15 protein-coding genes are annotated in these 14,767 nt (G+C 72.9%); 6 read left to right on the top strand and 9 right to left on the bottom strand.

Going from position 1 to position 14,767, the window contains the following annotated elements:
• Positions 1-96: 96 nt before the first annotated feature.
• The 3 genes from B1205_RS28030 (at position 97) to B1205_RS28020 (ending at position 3,035) form a co-directional block, all read left to right on the top strand.
• On the top strand, positions 97-1,440 hold the full coding sequence (locus B1205_RS28030) for a M16 family metallopeptidase (RefSeq protein WP_089158328.1): 1,344 nt from the start codon (positions 97-99) through the stop codon (positions 1,438-1,440).
• 95 nt (positions 1,441-1,535) lie between these two features.
• On the top strand, positions 1,536-2,558 hold the full coding sequence (locus tag B1205_RS28025) for an aspartate-semialdehyde dehydrogenase (protein WP_089158327.1): 1,023 nt from the start codon (positions 1,536-1,538) through the stop codon (positions 2,556-2,558).
• A gap of 60 nt (positions 2,559-2,618) precedes the next feature.
• Positions 2,619-3,035: a CBS domain-containing protein gene (locus B1205_RS28020; protein ID WP_089158326.1), complete on the top strand. Its 417-nt coding sequence runs from the start codon at positions 2,619-2,621 to the stop codon at positions 3,033-3,035.
• Positions 3,036-3,119: 84 nt separating this feature from the next.
• Here B1205_RS28020 and B1205_RS28015 read toward each other — a convergent pair whose 3' ends face one another.
• Positions 3,120-3,779 carry an alpha/beta hydrolase gene (locus B1205_RS28015; protein ID WP_089158325.1) on the bottom strand — a complete coding sequence of 220 codons (660 nt, stop codon included), beginning with the start codon at positions 3,777-3,779 and terminating at the stop codon, positions 3,120-3,122.
• A 99-nt stretch (positions 3,780-3,878) separates the two neighbouring features.
• On the opposite strand from B1205_RS28015, the gene B1205_RS28010 reads away from it, so the two are divergent.
• Positions 3,879-4,631, top strand: a complete 753-nt coding sequence (locus B1205_RS28010; RefSeq protein ID WP_089158324.1) for a lysophospholipid acyltransferase family protein — start codon at positions 3,879-3,881, stop codon at positions 4,629-4,631.
• A 195-nt stretch (positions 4,632-4,826) separates the two neighbouring features.
• Here the strand turns inward: B1205_RS28010 and B1205_RS28005 are convergent, their stop codons facing one another.
• The 5 genes from B1205_RS28005 to B1205_RS27985 all read right to left on the bottom strand — a co-directional run bounded on the left by B1205_RS28005 (position 4,827) and on the right by B1205_RS27985 (position 9,653).
• Positions 4,827-5,567, bottom strand: a complete 741-nt coding sequence (locus B1205_RS28005) for a hypothetical protein (protein ID WP_089158323.1) — start codon at positions 5,565-5,567, stop codon at positions 4,827-4,829.
• A gap of 74 nt (positions 5,568-5,641) precedes the next feature.
• Complete coding sequence (locus B1205_RS28000; RefSeq protein ID WP_089158322.1) at positions 5,642-6,358, bottom strand: response regulator transcription factor; 717 nt, start codon at positions 6,356-6,358, stop codon at positions 5,642-5,644.
• Positions 6,328-7,518, bottom strand: a complete 1,191-nt coding sequence (locus B1205_RS27995) for a hypothetical protein (RefSeq protein WP_089158321.1) — start codon at positions 7,516-7,518, stop codon at positions 6,328-6,330. Before B1205_RS27995 ends, B1205_RS28000 begins: the two co-directional genes overlap by 31 nt.
• A complete protein-coding gene (locus B1205_RS27990; RefSeq protein WP_089158320.1) occupies positions 7,508-8,686 on the bottom strand; it encodes a sensor histidine kinase in 1,179 nt (392 codons plus the stop codon). The genes B1205_RS27995 and B1205_RS27990 overlap by 11 nt, the downstream gene beginning before the upstream one ends.
• A gap of 127 nt (positions 8,687-8,813) precedes the next feature.
• On the bottom strand, positions 8,814-9,653 hold the full coding sequence (locus B1205_RS27985; protein WP_089158319.1) for an alpha/beta fold hydrolase: 840 nt from the start codon (positions 9,651-9,653) through the stop codon (positions 8,814-8,816).
• 180 nt (positions 9,654-9,833) lie between these two features.
• Between B1205_RS27985 and B1205_RS27980 the strand changes: the two genes are divergently transcribed.
• Positions 9,834-10,013, top strand: a complete 180-nt coding sequence (locus tag B1205_RS27980; RefSeq protein ID WP_089158318.1) for a hypothetical protein — start codon at positions 9,834-9,836, stop codon at positions 10,011-10,013.
• A 335-nt stretch (positions 10,014-10,348) separates the two neighbouring features.
• On the opposite strand, the gene B1205_RS27975 is transcribed toward B1205_RS27980, so the two are convergent.
• A complete protein-coding gene (locus B1205_RS27975; RefSeq protein WP_089158317.1) occupies positions 10,349-11,392 on the bottom strand; it encodes a protein NO VEIN domain-containing protein in 1,044 nt (347 codons plus the stop codon).
• A gap of 195 nt (positions 11,393-11,587) precedes the next feature.
• Here B1205_RS27975 and B1205_RS30155 point away from each other — a divergent pair, with 195 nt between their 5' ends.
• Positions 11,588-11,758 carry a hypothetical protein gene (locus B1205_RS30155; RefSeq protein WP_176308838.1) on the top strand — a complete coding sequence of 57 codons (171 nt, stop codon included), beginning with the start codon at positions 11,588-11,590 and terminating at the stop codon, positions 11,756-11,758.
• A 561-nt stretch (positions 11,759-12,319) separates the two neighbouring features.
• On the opposite strand, the gene B1205_RS32605 is transcribed toward B1205_RS30155, so the two are convergent.
• Together B1205_RS32605 and B1205_RS27965 are read right to left on the bottom strand one after the other, a co-directional pair.
• The gene (locus B1205_RS32605) at positions 12,320-13,225 is read right to left on the bottom strand and encodes a hypothetical protein (RefSeq protein WP_254910267.1); all 906 of its coding nucleotides are present in this window, start codon (positions 13,223-13,225) and stop codon (positions 12,320-12,322) included.
• Between the two features lie 543 nt (positions 13,226-13,768).
• Positions 13,769-14,761, bottom strand: coding sequence for a bifunctional DNA primase/polymerase (locus B1205_RS27965; RefSeq protein ID WP_089158316.1), 993 nt, complete (start codon positions 14,759-14,761; stop codon positions 13,769-13,771).
• Positions 14,762-14,767: the final 6 nt, after the last annotated feature.

The following is a 14,767-nucleotide window of genomic DNA, read 5'->3' as shown; positions in this document are numbered from 1 at the left end:
GCTCGCCGTCACCGCCGAGCAGATCGCCGAGCAGGCCGCCGAACTGCTCGGCGCCGCCGACCGGGTGATCCTGACCTACCTGCCCGAGGAGACCTCATGACGCTGATCGCCACCCGTCCCGGTCCCGGCGCCGCCCGCGCCTACCGGTTCCCCCAGGTGGTCCGGCGGGCGGTGGCCGGCGGGCAGGTGGTCGCCGCGCACCTGCCCGGGCAGAACCTCGCCGTCGCGCTGCTGCTGCTCGACGGCGGCGCGGGCCGGGAACCGGTCGGCAAGGAAGGGCTCGGCGCGGTGCTGGCCAAGGCGCTGGAGGAGGGCACCGCGCACCGGGACGCCACCGCGTACGCGCTGGCCATCGAGGCGCTCGGCACCGAGCTGGTGACCGGGCTGGACTGGGACTCGTTCCAGGTCAGCGTGCAGGTCCCGGTGGACCGGCTGAGCGCCGCGGTGGAGCTGCTGGCCGAGGCGGTCCGTACGCCGCGGCTCGACCCGACCGACGTGTTGCGGGTCCGCGACGACGAGGCGACCGCGCTGCGGATGGACTGGGCCAACCCCGGCCCGCGCGCCGACGCGGTGCTGCGCGCCGAACTCTTCGGCGCCGAGCACCGGTGGGGCCGCCCGCTCTACGGCGACCCGGGCAGCGTCGCCGCGCTGGAATCCGACGACGTGACGGTCTTCCACTCGGAGTGGTTCATCCGCCCCGGCACCCTGATCGTCGCCGGTGACCTGGAACGGATCGACCTGGACGCGCTCGGCGCGACGGCGTTCGCCGGCACCGGCGGCGGGCCGGTGGACCGGGGCGGCCCGATCGAGGCGCCGCGGGCCGACCGGCGTCGGGTCATCCTGGTCGACCGGCCCGGCTCGGTGCAGTCCACGCTGCGGCTCGGCCACCCGTCGCCGCACCGCGCGCACCCCGACCATGTGCCGATGACGCTGGCCGGCACCGTGCTCGGCGGCGCGTTCACGTCCCGGCTCAACCACCTGATCCGCGAGGTGCGCGGCTACACGTACGGCATCCGGGGCGACTTCGCCTCGTCGCGGCGGTTCGGCCGGTTCGCGGTCAACTCCGGCGTGCAGACCGCGGTGACCGCGCCCGCCCTGGTCGAGGCGGTCGGCGAGATCTCGCGTACCCAACTGACCGGGGTGACCGAGGAGGAGCTGGCGGTGGCCCGCTCGTGGCGGGCCGGCCAGCTCTCGGTCGAGCTGCAGAGCCCGCGGGCCATCGCGTCGGCGCTGACCACGCTGGTGGTGCACGACCTGCCGGACGACTACCACGCCCGGCTGCGGGCGGCGCTGCTCGCGGCGACCGTCGAGGAGGTCTCCGCGGCGGCCGCGACCCACCTGCACCCGGAGTCGCTGACGCTCGTCGTCGAGGGGGACGCCGCGGTGATCCGGGACGAGCTGGTGGCCGCCGGCCTCGGCGAGGTGGTCGACCACCGCTGACCGGGCGGGGCGGCGGGGTGTGATTCCCGTCGCCCCGGCCCGCGCGCTGGGAAAGGCTTCCCGTCCCGGCGGCCCGGCTGGGTAGCCTCGCGGGCATGAGGATCGGCATTGTGGGTGCCACCGGCCAGGTCGGTGGCGTGATGCGGCAGGTGCTGGCGGAGCGCGAGTTCCCGGCGGAGCAGGTGCGGTTGTTCGCCTCGGCCCGGTCGGCCGGGCGCACCCTGCCCTGGCGCGACGGCGAGGTCACCGTCGAGGACGCGGCCACCGCGGACTACCGCGGCCTGGACATCGTGCTCTTCTCGGCGGGCAAGGGCACCGCGAAGGAGTTGGCTCCCCGGGTCGCCGAGGCCGGCGCCGTGGTGATCGACAACTCCTCGGCGTACCGGATGGACCCCGACGTGCCGCTGGTGGTCGCCGAGGTCAACCCGCACGCCATCGCCGAGCGGCCCAAGGGCATCGTGGCCAACCCGAACTGCACCACGATGGCGGCGATGCCGGTGCTGCGTCCGCTGCACGCCGAGGCCGAGCTGGTCAGCCTGGTCGTCGCCACCTACCAGGCGGTCTCCGGCGCCGGCCTGGCCGGCGTGGCCGAGCTGGACGAGCAGGTCCGCAAGGTGGCCGAGAACGCCACCGCGCTCGCCTTCGACGGGTCGGCCGTGGAGTTCCCGACGCCGCGCTCGTTCGCCCGCCCGATCGCCTTCAACGTGCTCCCGCTGGCCGGCTCCGTCGTCGACGACGGCTCCTTCGAGACCGACGAGGAGCAGAAGCTGCGCAACGAGAGCCGCAAGATCCTCCAGATCCCCGGGCTGAAGGTCTCCGGGACCTGCGTCCGGGTGCCCGTGTTCACCGGCCACTCGTTGCAGATCAACGCCCGGTTCGCCCGGCCGATCGACCCGGCCCGCGCCCGCGAGCTGCTCGACGGCGCGCCGGGCGTGGCGTTGCGGGACGTGCCCACCCCGCTGGAGGCGGCCGGCCAGGACCCGACGTACGTCGGCCGGATCCGGGCCGACGAGACCGTCGAGCACGGGCTCGCGCTGTTCTGCGCCAACGACAACCTGCGCAAGGGGGCGGCGTTGAACGCCGTGCAGCTCGCCGAGCTGGTCGCCGCCGAACGCTGACCGTGTTACCCACCCTCGGGGGCGGGTAGACCGCGGTGCCGACACCGAGAGGGGAGCACCATGACAACGGTCGGAGAGTTCATGACGACCCGGTTGGTGACGATGGACGGCAACGACACGCTCACCGCGGCGGCCCAGGAGATGCGCGACAGCGCCATCGGCGACGTGGTGGTGACCGACGGTGACAACGTGATCGGGATCGTCACGGACCGGGACATCACGGTCCGCGGCGTCGCGGAGGACAAGAACCCCGACACCACCACGCTCAACGAGATCACCAGCAAGGACGTGGTGACGGTGAGCCAGTACGACGACGCGGTGGCCGCCGCCGACCTGATGCGCACGTACGCGGTCCGCCGGCTGCCGGTGATCGAGGACGGGCGGCTGATCGGCCTGGTCTCGATGGGTGACCTGGCGGTCGAGCGGGAACCCCAGTCGGTGCTGGCCGACATCAGCGCCGACGACCCGAACAACTGACCGTCCGTGATGACGCCGGCTCCCGCTCCGGGGGCCGGCGTCATCGCGTACGCCCGCCGCCGCCCGCACCCGGCTCGGGCTGAGCTAGTTGCCGCCGACCGCCGGCAGGACGGTGTCCAGGAACGCGGCGGTGACCGCGCGCAGGTCGGGACGGGCCAGGTCGAGCGCGTGCCCACCGTGGGTGAGCCACAGGTGCGTCGGGTGGCCGGCGGACAGCAGCCGTGCGGCCAGGTCGACCGCCTGGGCGGGCGGCACCAGCACGTCGTCCCGCCCCTGTACGAGCAGCACCGGCACGCCGGAGCCGAGGTGCCGGGCGACCGTGGCGTCGACGGTGGCCGGGTCGCCCGCGGCCGGCGGGTGCCCGAGCAGGTCGGTCCACGGATCGTCGCCGGGGGGACGCCGGCGGCGTTGCTCCTCGTCGAGCGGGTCGACTGGCGTCCAGTACGCCAGCGCGGCGGTCACGTCGCCTGGTCGATCGACCCCGCGCAGGGCCAGGTGCAGGGCGAGCATTCCGCCGGCCGAGTCGCCGCCGACGAGCAGCGGCAGGCCGCCCGCCGTGGTCCGGGCGGTTCGCGCGGCGGCGCGTACGTCGTCGAGCTGCGCCGGCCAGCGTGCCTCGTGCGAGAACCGGTAGTCGGCGGCGACCACGCGCAGGCCGAGAGACGCCAGCGCGGCACCGTCCTCGGGCGCGCGGGCCCGCCAGCCGCCGCCGTGGATCCAGAGCAGCACACCTCGTTCGGTCATCGGCCCATCGTGGCCCGGCCCGGCCCGCCCCGCGACCCCGGTCTGCCCAGGGCAGAGCGTCCCTACGGCCCCGTAACCTACCCGGGGTAAAGTTGCCGGATGCCGGAGCTCGTGTACCCGCCCGTGATCACCGCCGCCAAGACGATGTTCCGCGCGCTCGACCTGCGCCTGGACGTGCGGGGAAGCGAGCACGTCCCCACCACCGGCGGGGCGGTGCTCGCGTCCAACCACGTGAGCTACCTCGACTTCATCTTCTGCGGCTACGGCGCGCACGAGTCCCGCCGCCTGGTCCGGTTCATGGCCAAGGAGAGCGTCTTCCGGCACCGCGTATCCGGTCCGCTGATGCGCGGCATGAAGCACATCCCGGTCAACCGCGCCGCCGGCGCCGGCTCGTACTCCGCCGCCGTGGGCGCACTGCGCCGGGGCGAGGTGGTCGGCGTCTTCCCGGAGGCGACGATCAGCCGCTCCTTCACCGTCAAGGAGTTGAAGAACGGCGCGGCCCGGATGGCGCAGGAGGCAGCCGTGCCGCTGCTGCCGGTCGCGCTCTGGGGCACCCAGCGGCTGTGGACGAAGGGTCGCCCGCGCACCCTGACCCGCCGGCACACCCCGATCACCATCCTGGTGGACGAGCCGATGGACCCGGCCGCCTACCCGGACGCCGCCGCCATGACCGCCGAACTGCGCACCCGGTTGTCGGCGCTGGTCGAGCGCGCCCAGCGCGAATACCCGGAGCAGCCGGCCGGCCCGGACGACGCCTGGTGGCAGCCGGCCCACCTGGGCGGCGGCGCGCCCACCCCGGAACAGGCCGTCGAACTGGACCGGTCCGACCGCCGCGCCCGCAGCGCCTCCTGACCCCACCGCTTCGTGTTCCCGGTCTCCGCCGTTCTGCCGTGACCAGACCTGCCGGCGCCTGTCCGTCGTCCACCAGTTCGCCGAAGTAGCGCCTTCCCGATACGACGATGCCGCCACTTCACCGAACTGGCGACGCCTGCCCGGCCACGTCGTACGCGCGACCCGCATAACCGCGAGCGCCAGACGGCTGCGGCGTCAGCAGGCGGAACCGGGCTGGTCGCGGGCCGGGAAGTCCAGCCGTGGCCAGGGCGACGTCTCGGTGACCGGTCGGCGGTAGTAGTCGTCGCGGGACAGGAACTCCACCGGAAGCGAACCCGGCAGCGTCACCACGCCCCGCGTCGGGCCGGGGGAGGCGGACACCCGGAGGGCGAGGACGTCCCGCTCCGGCGGGGACAGGTCCACCAGCTCGGGGTGGGTCAGCCGGAACCCGGCCACCGCGCGGCGTACCTGCCGGGCCAGCGCGGTGACCGGGGCGACCGGGCCGGTGAACGACAGCGCCGGCTGCCGGATGGTGCGCAACGCGTCGCAGACCACACGCAGTTCCGCCGTGTCGCCGTGCTCGGTCAGCTCCAGCCGGGACGGCCACTGCCAGCGGATCTGCCCACTGACCAGGCGGGACATCCGGGCCGGGCGTCGGTACCGGGCGTCGGCCGGGCCGTCCGGCCCGGAGACCAGGGACAGTTCGGAACCGGTGCAGACGTACGCCAGCCGCCGGTCCGTGACGGTGATCTGCGCCGGCGCGGGCAGCGCCCAGCAGCGGACGTCCTCGGTCGGGCCGAGCAGGTGGCCGGCGACCGGCAGCCGGTGCTGGTCGAGCGGCCGTTCGCCCGGTTCGGGCACCAGCGAGTGACGTCGGTCGAGCAGGGGACGGGTGGGGTCGTCGTCGGCGTCGAAGCGGTGTGGCCCGATGAAGAAGGGTGCGGCGTCCTCCGGCACGGTACGACCTCCCGGTGACGGTTGGCGGTACCGCCCAGCCTGCCCGAACTCTCCGGCGACTGTCATGACACCCGTTAGGGGGTCGGCCGGTCGGCCGACGCCTGCGACCGGTAGATGCCGATATCTTCCGGTCGGACGAGGCCGTCCTCGATCGCCCGGGCGAGGAGGGCCGCCTTGGTCGCCGCCGGGCGACCCGCTCTCGTGTACTTGATCCGCGCCCGGTCCACGTACTGCTTGACGGTGTGCTCGCTGATCTGCATCCGGCGGGCCACCGACGCCTTCGACATCGACTGGAACCACAGCAGCAGCGCCTCGCGCTCCTTGTCCGACAGCGACGGCCGGTCCGGGCGGGCGTCGCCAACCATCGCGCCGGCCAGTGCCGGCGGCACGTACGGGCGGTCGCTCGCCGCCGCGAGCACCGTCGCCACGCAGTGTTCCCGACCCTCGTGCTTGGCCAGGAACGCCACCGCACCCGCGTCCAACGCGGCCAACATGGTCGCCGGGTCGGTGTGCTCGGAGTAGACCACCACCCGCCGCCCCGCCGCGCCCAGCTCGGCCAGCTTGTCGAGCGCCATCCGCCCATGCAGCCGCAGGTCGAGCAGGACCACGTCGGCCTCCGGCGCGGCCCGCAACACCGCGTCCGGGTCGTCGCCGGTGGCCAGCACCCGCAACCGCGGCTCGGTGGAGAGCCAGGCGCGCACCCCGTCGATCACCACCGGATGGTCGTCGACGATCGCCACCCCGATCGGCCGCCCCGCGTTCACGGCCGCCGCCAGCGGGTCTGCGTCCATCTGATCTCCCCGTCCCGCTCGTGCCGGCACTCCACCGGCCCGTTCCCGGTCGGCGGCGCCGCCGACCCGTCCGGGCCGTCGTGATCAGGCGTCACCAGACCGACCACCACCTCGTCCGGCCCGGCCACCACGGTCAGCCGGGTCCAACCCCGGGCATCGGCGAGCGCCGCCGTCAGCGGGTCGGCCAGCCCCCGGCGTACGTCGACCGGCAGCTCCGGCGGCGTGCCGACGGTGACCAGATCGATCGGCAGGCCGTTCCGCTCGGCCAGGTCGGCGGCGGCACGCAACTCGTGCAGCAGCGGGTCGGGCACGTCGTCGGACTCGGCGATCAGCCGGCGCAACCGGGCCGCGGCGAGCACCGCCCCGCGGCGTACCTCCGGGTCGGCCGGGTCCGCGTCGCCGGCCGCCAGCGCGGCCAGCAGCTCCTCGGCGGTGCCACTGACCAGCGCGAGCCGGGCCTGTCGCTCGCCCCGGGCCCGCTCGGCGGCCGCCCGTTCCGCGGCCACCGCCAGCGCCGCCGCGGCGGTGCCGGCCCGGTCCCGGGCCAGCGCGGTGAGCGCCGCCGCGCCGGCGAAGACCGCCACCGGCAGGGTGGAGGTGCCGTAGACGTACATCGCGTAGCGGCTCAGGTCGGCCGGGGCGGTGGCGCCGGACAGCACCACCGCGGCCAGCGCGATCGTCGCGTGCGCGGCGAGCACGGCCAGCAGCCACCGCACCGGCCGCCGCCAGAGCACCAGCAGGAAGAACCAGGCCAACCCGCCCCACACCCAGTTCGCGGTGGTGAACAGGAACCGCTCGCCGGCCGCCGCGAAGACCGCCGCGTCGACCACCAGCAGCACCGCGGCCAGCCGGCGGGCCGGGGGCAGTCCACCGCGCAGCAGCCGTACGCCGGACGCGACGCCGACCAGCGCGGTCACCAGCCAGCCGGCCGTCACCACCGCCGGCGCGGCCATCCCCGGCCCGGCCCGCAGCAGCGCCGGCAGCCCGACCACCAGGTGCCAGGCCAGCGCTATGACGACCACGACGACCCGGGCGCCCCGGTCCGAGGCGTCCGCCACGGCGTGCGCGGCCGGCGGGGCGGCCACCGATCCGTCGTGTGCCGCCACCCGGGGACGCAGCGTCGCGCCGACGGTCACCGCCGTACCCGACTCAGTTGTCATCCGACCACTCCAGCCGGATCTCGGTGCCGGCGCCAGGGGCGGAGGTCACGACCGCCCGGCCGGCCACCGTGGACATCCGGCCGTGGATCGACTCGCGCAGCCCGTACCGATGGGCCGGAACCGTGGCCGGGTCGAAACCGGGACCGTCGTCGGCCACCTCGACCACGACGGTGCCGCCCGCGCGGGCCAGGCGCACCGTGGTGGTCGCGCCCGGCGCGTGCCGCGCCACGTTGGCCAGCGCGGCGGCCGCGCTGTCGGCGAGCGCCGCCGCGACCTCCGCCGGCACGCGGCACGGTGCCAGCGTCGCGGTGACCGGCAGCTCCGGCACCCCGGCGAGGACGGTACGCAGCCGTTCGTCCAGGTCGGCCTCGCCGGCCACCGTCGCGGTCCGCGTGCCGGCCAGGGCGCCGAGGGTACGCAGGTCGGCCGCGCACCGTTCGCGCAACGTCGCCGAGCCGCCCGGCACCGCGCCGAGCCCGACCATGGTGAGCGTGCCGAGGACGGTGTCGTGCAGGTCCCGGTTCTGCTGCCGTTCCGCCTCGCGGGCGGTACGCGCCACCACCGCCTCGTGGGACAACCGCTGGTAGTCGGCGAACGCGGCGTCCGCGCGCCCGAGCCGGCGGCGCATCACCGCGGTCATCACCGCCGCGCAGCCGGTCTGCGCCAGCAGCGTGCCGGCGTGCGCCCGCCCCTCGGCCGGGTTCCCGGCCAGCGTCGCGCCGGCCACGTAGGCGGCGGTGACCAGCAGACCGGCCGGCACCGACCAGCGGGCCGGCGCGGTGGCCTGCGCGTTGATCACGGTGGTGCTGGCCAGCACCGCGACCCAGCTCGCCTCACCGGGCAGCACCTCCGGCGCGACCAGCCACGGGATGCCCGCCGCGGCGGTGACGGTCAACGCCACGTCCCCGGCCACCACCGCGCCGCCGATCCCGTGCCGCAGCGCGCGGAAGGCGTACCAGCCCGACCAGGCGGTGAGCGCCGCGACCGCCGGCACCAGCAGCGCCACCCGCACCGGCGGCGTACGCACCGACAGGGCGACCACCGCGCCGACCACCCCGCAGGTGAGCCGCAGCAGCGCCGGCAGCGTGGTGAAGATCAGCGTGAACGCGCCGCCCGCCGGGCGGTCCAGCGGGGACTGCGGCAGGGACGCGGCGGCAGCCACCGGCATCGGGGGGTGTCCTTCCGGCAGCGACCCGACCGGGTCCGCACGGCGAAGATTGACGTCGGAGAATAGCACGCTTTGTCGGTACCGGTCACCCTCGGTGCGCGACGTGTCGCCCTGTTCCCGGCACCTCCTACCTGGTCGAACGGAACTTCAGCCACTCCAGCGCCGACTCGGCGTGCCGCAACACGGAGATGTGCCCGTCCTCCGGATGGCGGCGCAACTCGGCCGCCGGGCAGCGGCCGGCCAGCCACTTGGCGTGCGCCACCGGCGCGATGCCGTCCCGGTCGCCGTGCAGCAGCAACACCGGCGGCGTGACGTCGGCCGGATCGAAGCCCCACGGCCGCACGTACGCCAGGTCGTCGGCGATCAGCCCGCCGGGGCCGCCCCGCACCGCCGGGCCGACCACACCGTCGAACCAGGACCACTCGGCGTGCAGCGCCGCCAGGTCGGCGTCGGTGAACTCGGGATCGTACTCCACACCGGACGCCTCGTGCGCCTCCTTGGCCGCCCGCCCCGCGGCGGCGGCGCGCAGCGACGCCACCCCGGCGGGCACCATGCCGGCGAACCAGTCCAGCCCGGCCGCGTCGTACGGCGCCAGCCCGGCGCCGACCACCACCGCGACCACCCGCTCCTGCAGCAGCGCGCCGCAGGCCAGGGCATGCGGGCCGCCGCCGGAGTGACCCATCACCGCGAACCGGTCGAGCCCCAGCGCGTCGGCGACCGCCGCCACGTCCGCCGCCACCGACGCGACGTCGCGCTCCGGCACCGGGGTCGAGCCGCCGTAACCCGGCCGGTCGTGCGACACCCAGCGCAGGCCCAGACGGTCGGCGGCGGCGAACAACGGCGCGGGCGGCGCACCCACGTTCGGCGTGCCGTGGTGCCAGAACACGGGCAGCCGACCCGCCCCGCCGGTGTCGTAGACGTGCAGGATGCGGCCGTTGGGCAGGCGGAGATCGGTCTCGGTCACCATGTTCGGAGACTAGCGGCGACCGGTGACATGCCCGGAGGCGTTGCCGGCAGGTGGGCGGCCGTGGTCCGCCGAGGGTGCCCTCCGATTCGTAGGTCTCGCGCGCCGATCGAACTATTTCCAAAGATTTGTAATCTTATCATTCTTTATGAAGGTAAATACCAACCAGAAAGGTCGCTGGTTGTGCGTTTCGAGGTGCCGGGCGTCCTGCCGAAGGCCGGTGACAAGCTCCCGGCGGTCGTCCTCTTCGAGTACGGCGGTGGGGTCGTGGACCTGCGGGGTCAGCTCCGAGGCACCGCCAACCACTTCATCCAGAACGTCCCGCAGGGGGCGCGGCCGGGCAGCAGGGCCGGTGGGCGGTGAAGGCGTGAAGCCCGAGCCGCAGCGCCGGGCGACGCAGGCTTGGCGTACGGCTGGCCACGAGTGACGCGGTGGGGCCGAGGTGGGTCCGGTGCTGGTCGAAGATCAGAGGCTAGGGCCGTTTCTCCTGGCAGATATAGGTGCGCCCGGCAGGATTCGAACCTGCGGCCTTGGGATTAGAAGTGGCATCTATGGGCACGGCTGAGGTATCTACAGATCGCTCTGGCTGCATCTGATGCGGCTTTGGTCGACTGAATGAACTCTGGTTGCCTGCATTTCGCACCACGCGCAGCCCCACTCCCAGCTCCACTAAGTTGCGTCAGGCGACCTCCGGAGGACTACCCGCTGTAGCGCCGAGCGCCTGACCTCGGAAGCTGGTACCGGTAGCGCGTTGGCTTTAAGGAGGCCTCGGCGGGCGTCCACGACTCCCACACCCGCACGCGGCCACCGGATGTCTCGACAGTCCCGTCCGGCAACCGTCGCCAGTCGATGAGGTCTACGACGACGAGATGGGTATCGGCCGCTGCGGCATGCTCAACTTCGTTGAACGTGAGCTCTACGGCGTCAGCATCGCCCGACGATCCCTTGACCTCGACGTGAAGCTCGCGCTGCCCAGCAGTGGCGTGCACGTCGTAGGACTTGGTGCCACCAACATCCTTCACGTCGTAGCCCTGGGTGCTGTAGTGCCTCAGTACCCAGTCGACGGCGTGGCGCTCGATGGCCAATCGAACTACCTCGTCACGCAGGTACCCGGCACCCCGTCTCTTCCGGGCTGCGACGGCGAGCTCGGATGGCGCCGGTCGCTGCCTCGGGACTTGCCGGCGCTCTGCCCGAGGGATCTGCCTAAGATCCGGGACCGCCGCAACCACGGCGGCCGGCAGCTTCACCAAGTAGCCCTGCGCTGCTCGCGCCGGACGCTTGTCGGAGAAGGCGAAAGGGAAGTAGAGGCTTCCCCGGTGGTGTGCCTCTAGCTTCTCCTTGATCCTTCGGAGCTTGCCCTCCACGCTTCGGAAGGCGTCCTGAGTGACAGGGCGCGCCAGCGCGGTGTAGCTAGTCAGGGCGTACCGCCACGAGGGTTCGGGGCCTGCAAGTGGGCGGCCTCTGCCGTAGGTGCCTTGAGATGCCCAGACAATCTCGTCTTCCTCCGGCCCTTCGGCTGCCGTCGAGTACCCGACGATGCCGGGGGTTCCGAGGAGCGACTTGTGCCAGTGAAGGATCAGGTCGCCCGGTTGGACGGCGGTGACCAGGGCGTAGGACCAGTACTCGCGCCCGGCATCGTCAACCTGTGGGGCATGAAGGTCCGCACCGAGGTCGCTACGGTCGGTGATTTCCATCCAGAAGCACTCGGCAGGATCCTGGCGCCACCACTCGTTGATCCCCATAGGACGTGTCTACCGGATGGGCCGTAGAAGTGTGGCCCTCGGCGACTCGCAAGTGGTGTGGTGGTTCGGGCGCGTCGTAGCGAGCGGCTATTCTCATTGACGGTGTCCGCACCGCCCTCGGTCGATGCGTCGATGGCCCTTCGCCAACACTGGGCGACAGGCCATCGTCCTACCGAAGGAGGGAGGTGGTGTGACATGGAGGATGGAGAACCGGTCGAGCGCAAGATCTCGCCCGGCAACCCGCCCGCCGCTGCCGGTGCCAGCCGGCAGCAGGCGGTTCGGGTGGTTCTCTGGATCCTTCAAGGGCTTGCCTCGGCGGCGGCGATCGCGAACTCTGCGATCGACATCGTCGGCAAGCTGACTTAACGGATCAAGTTGTACCGCGCGCTGCCCCCGGTCCCGGATCGCCTCGGACGGGGGCAGTCGTGTTTTCGGACCAGGTCTCGTCAACCTCATCCATGTTTCTACCGATGAGGTTACACCGACCCCCCGGAAATCCTCACCCCACGGGTAGTGCACTTCCGGTGAGTCGATCAACCGACAGGGGGGTCTGCTGCCCAGAAAGATCAAGCATCCGAGCGGTCCCTTTAAACCAACAGCAACCGCTTGGCGTCCTGGTAAGCGGCTCGGGCTCTCAGCTGGCCGGCCGACGCGGGTCGGTGGCGGTGGTCGGCGTTCCTTGTGGGAGGGGCTGAACCATCTCCGCATCTCCGCATCTCCGCAAACATGGCTGTGAGCTGGGCAAATGCTTGCGGAGATGCGGAGCGCCGTTGACCGGCCATCTCCGCAATCGGGGTTCATCTCCGCAGCAGGTTGCGGAGATGCGGAGATCGATGCTTCCTGATGGTCTGATCTCCGCAGGGTGTTTTCCCTGGTGGTGAGGGGTTGGTGCGGCGTTGCGGAGATGCGGAGATGGTTCAGCGGGTTTTAACCCTGGTGGCGTTCGACCCAGAACACGGCCCGGTCGCCGCGTTCGTTGCGACCTGCCCGGATGACGTGATCGCCGCGCCACCGTCCGGCCTGTCCGGTGAGCAGTCGGCCGAGTTGCAGCGGGTTGGGCAGGCGGCCGGCGGCGGTGGTGATGAACTGGCCGTCCCACGGGTCGTGGAGGTCGCTGCCGAGGTGCAGGGGTTCGGCGTCGCGGCGGAGGTCAGCGGCGGTCACGGGCCGACCAGCGTGGCGCTCATGCCAGGTGGTGAGGAACGCGCGCCAGCGCGTTTCGTCTTCATCGATCTCCCGTACCTCGGCGGCGTTGGTGAGGAACCCGTCGATGCCGTGGTGGGCGAGGAATCCGCCGAGGGCTTGCGCCCAGGGGGTGAACTGCCGCATCGACAGGCCGGTGACCTTCGGTGCTCCCTGCCGCGTCCAGTCGAGCACCATTACCAGGAGGTGCCACAGAACGGTGAGTTGGTTGGCCGGGATGGTGATCCACTGGTCGAGGTGCGGGATACCGAACCCGGTTTGGTCGCGCAGCTCGGGACGGGGCATGTCCGGGTCGAGGTGCACCCGCACGGTGCGGCTGGCCATGTCGCCGCCGACTTGCAGGTTGTTGCCGGTGGCCATCCACAGCCGGTCGTTGACCGTGGCGATGTTCCGCGACGCGCCCAACTGCCGGTCGGACCACACGCCGTTGGTGACGAGTTGGGCGAGCACGGCGGAGTCGATGACGGTGCCCTCGGCGAGGTTGTCCCAGATGACCACGCCGACCTGCTCGGCGAACACCGCCGTGATGGACTTGCGTAGTTCCTCATCGGCGTAGGCCCAGTTCATGACCCGCTGCCCGTAGAGCATGCCGGGGCCGGCGGTGAGGATCGTCTTGCCGGATGACGGCATGGTCGCGTCGATGAGCGCGAACGGGGTNCCCGGTCGGCGGCGCTGGCCCACGGGAAGTCGCGTAGGAACCGGCCGAGCAGGAACGTCCGTGCTTCGGCCACCTGCTCCGGGGTCGGTGCGTCGGGCACGGTGGGTAGGGCGACTTTGGAGGCGAGGTAGAGGCCGGTGGTGCGGTCGTAGCCGGGGGTCTGCAACAGGGTGCCGTCGCGGCGCAGCACGGGAGCGCCGATGATCCCGCGCAGCGGCGCCACACCCGGCCACGTCTTTCCGGCCAGAACGGAGGACAGGACTTCCCGGGACGGGGTGGTTTCTTCCTCGTAGGGTTCCGGGTCGCCGCCGTCGCCTTTGCGGGTGCGCATCCGGTAGACGTAGGCGTGTTCGGCGAGCAGCCCGGCCAGGCCGGCGGGGTTGATGACGCTGGCCGACACCGGCAGCGGCGAATCCTCGTCAGCAGCCGGCGCGAGGTCACCGGACACGGCTTCCATGTGCACCAACTGACCGGCTGACACGTACGTGTTCGGGAGCAGCCCGNCCGGGTGGCGCTCATGCCGCCTCCCGGATGCCGTTGAGCGGGCGGGGCTGGCGGGCACCGATGCGCAGCCCGGAGGCGATCGTGCGGCTGATCTCGGCGTGCCGCAGGCCGATCGACAGGGCAGCGGGTTCCAGGACGGCGGTCACGTCGTCGTCGGTGAGCGCTCCTCCGGCGGCGAGCTGGCCGAGGGCCACGGCGGAGGTGAACAGGGCGTGGTTGCGTTGGCCGTCCGGGGCGGCGGTGAGGTGGGCGACCTGGCGGCGGATCGCGGCGGCGAGGTAGCGGCCGTGCCGGTCGGCCGGCAGGCTCACCGCGGCTGCCCTGCGGGGCGGTCGCGGGGCGGGGGCGAGCAGCCCGGCCAACCACGTCGGCAGCGGCGCGGGCTCGTAGTCCAGGGAGACCGCGTAGGGGCGGCCGGCGACCGTGGAGCCGGCGGCGACCACGTAGCCGCCGTGGGCGCGGGTGTCGACCTTCCAGCCGAGGCCGCCCCGGTCGCCGGTGGTGTTGCGCAGCTCCGGGCCGGTGGCCGGGTGTCGGTAGTAGAGGTGGCTACCGCCGCTGCCGGTGCCCACGGTGTAGGTGGCGTCGATGCCCGTGCGAGGGCCGGCGTCCGGGCCGAACCCGTCGAACGGATCGATCGGGGTGCCGTGCCGGTCGGCGAGGGTGGCGAATACCGCCCACCCGTCGCACGCACCCGCCCATTCCGGCGGCGGGATGTCGTCGGGGTCCTTGGGCACGTCCAGGTCGACCACCAGCAGCCCTGACGGCCCACATGCGATGCCGATGCCGTAGGGGCGGGTCGACCAGGCGCGGCGGATGCGGTCCGGGTCGCAGGTCGCGCGCTGCTCCCACCCGACGTGACCGGTACGGCAGCGCGGGTCGCGACCGGTGCAGTCGTCGGCGGTGTGGTCAGGGAACGCGGGTCGCTTGTCGTCGGGGCGTAGTGGGAAGACGTGCCAGCCGCGTGCCGCGTGGGCAAGCGCGGCGGCGAGCAGGTCAGGCATGGAAAT

This window comes from Micromonospora sp. NBS 11-29 (assembly GCF_002140155.1).
Classification (GTDB): domain Bacteria; phylum Actinomycetota; class Actinomycetes; order Mycobacteriales; family Micromonosporaceae; genus Micromonospora.
This window is presented reverse-complemented; position numbering and strand designations above follow the sequence as displayed.

Excerpts from the sequence above, each read along its gene's own strand:
- B1205_RS28000 (WP_089158322.1), bottom strand. The coding sequence starts at position 6,358 with ATGGACGCAGACCCGCTGGCGGCGGCCGTGAACGCGGGGCGGCCGATC.
- B1205_RS28025 (WP_089158327.1), top strand. The coding sequence starts at position 1,536 with ATGAGGATCGGCATTGTGGGTGCCACCGGCCAGGTCGGTGGCGTGATG.
- B1205_RS27990 (WP_089158320.1), bottom strand. The coding sequence starts at position 8,686 with ATGCCGGTGGCTGCCGCCGCGTCCCTGCCGCAGTCCCCGCTGGACCGC.
- B1205_RS27995 (WP_089158321.1), bottom strand. The coding sequence starts at position 7,518 with ATGACAACTGAGTCGGGTACGGCGGTGACCGTCGGCGCGACGCTGCGT.
- B1205_RS28010 (WP_089158324.1), top strand. The coding sequence starts at position 3,879 with ATGCCGGAGCTCGTGTACCCGCCCGTGATCACCGCCGCCAAGACGATG.
- B1205_RS27975 (WP_089158317.1), bottom strand. The coding sequence starts at position 11,392 with ATGGGGATCAACGAGTGGTGGCGCCAGGATCCTGCCGAGTGCTTCTGG.
- B1205_RS32605 (WP_254910267.1), bottom strand. The coding sequence starts at position 13,225 with ATGCCGTCATCCGGCAAGACGATCCTCACCGCCGGCCCCGGCATGCTC.
- B1205_RS28030 (WP_089158328.1), top strand. The coding sequence starts at position 97 with ATGACGCTGATCGCCACCCGTCCCGGTCCCGGCGCCGCCCGCGCCTAC.
- B1205_RS28020 (WP_089158326.1), top strand. The coding sequence starts at position 2,619 with ATGACAACGGTCGGAGAGTTCATGACGACCCGGTTGGTGACGATGGAC.
- B1205_RS28015 (WP_089158325.1), bottom strand. The coding sequence starts at position 3,779 with ATGACCGAACGAGGTGTGCTGCTCTGGATCCACGGCGGCGGCTGGCGG.
- B1205_RS27965 (WP_089158316.1), bottom strand. The coding sequence starts at position 14,761 with ATGCCTGACCTGCTCGCCGCCGCGCTTGCCCACGCGGCACGCGGCTGG.
- B1205_RS27985 (WP_089158319.1), bottom strand. The coding sequence starts at position 9,653 with ATGGTGACCGAGACCGATCTCCGCCTGCCCAACGGCCGCATCCTGCAC.
- B1205_RS30155 (WP_176308838.1), top strand. The coding sequence starts at position 11,588 with ATGGAGGATGGAGAACCGGTCGAGCGCAAGATCTCGCCCGGCAACCCG.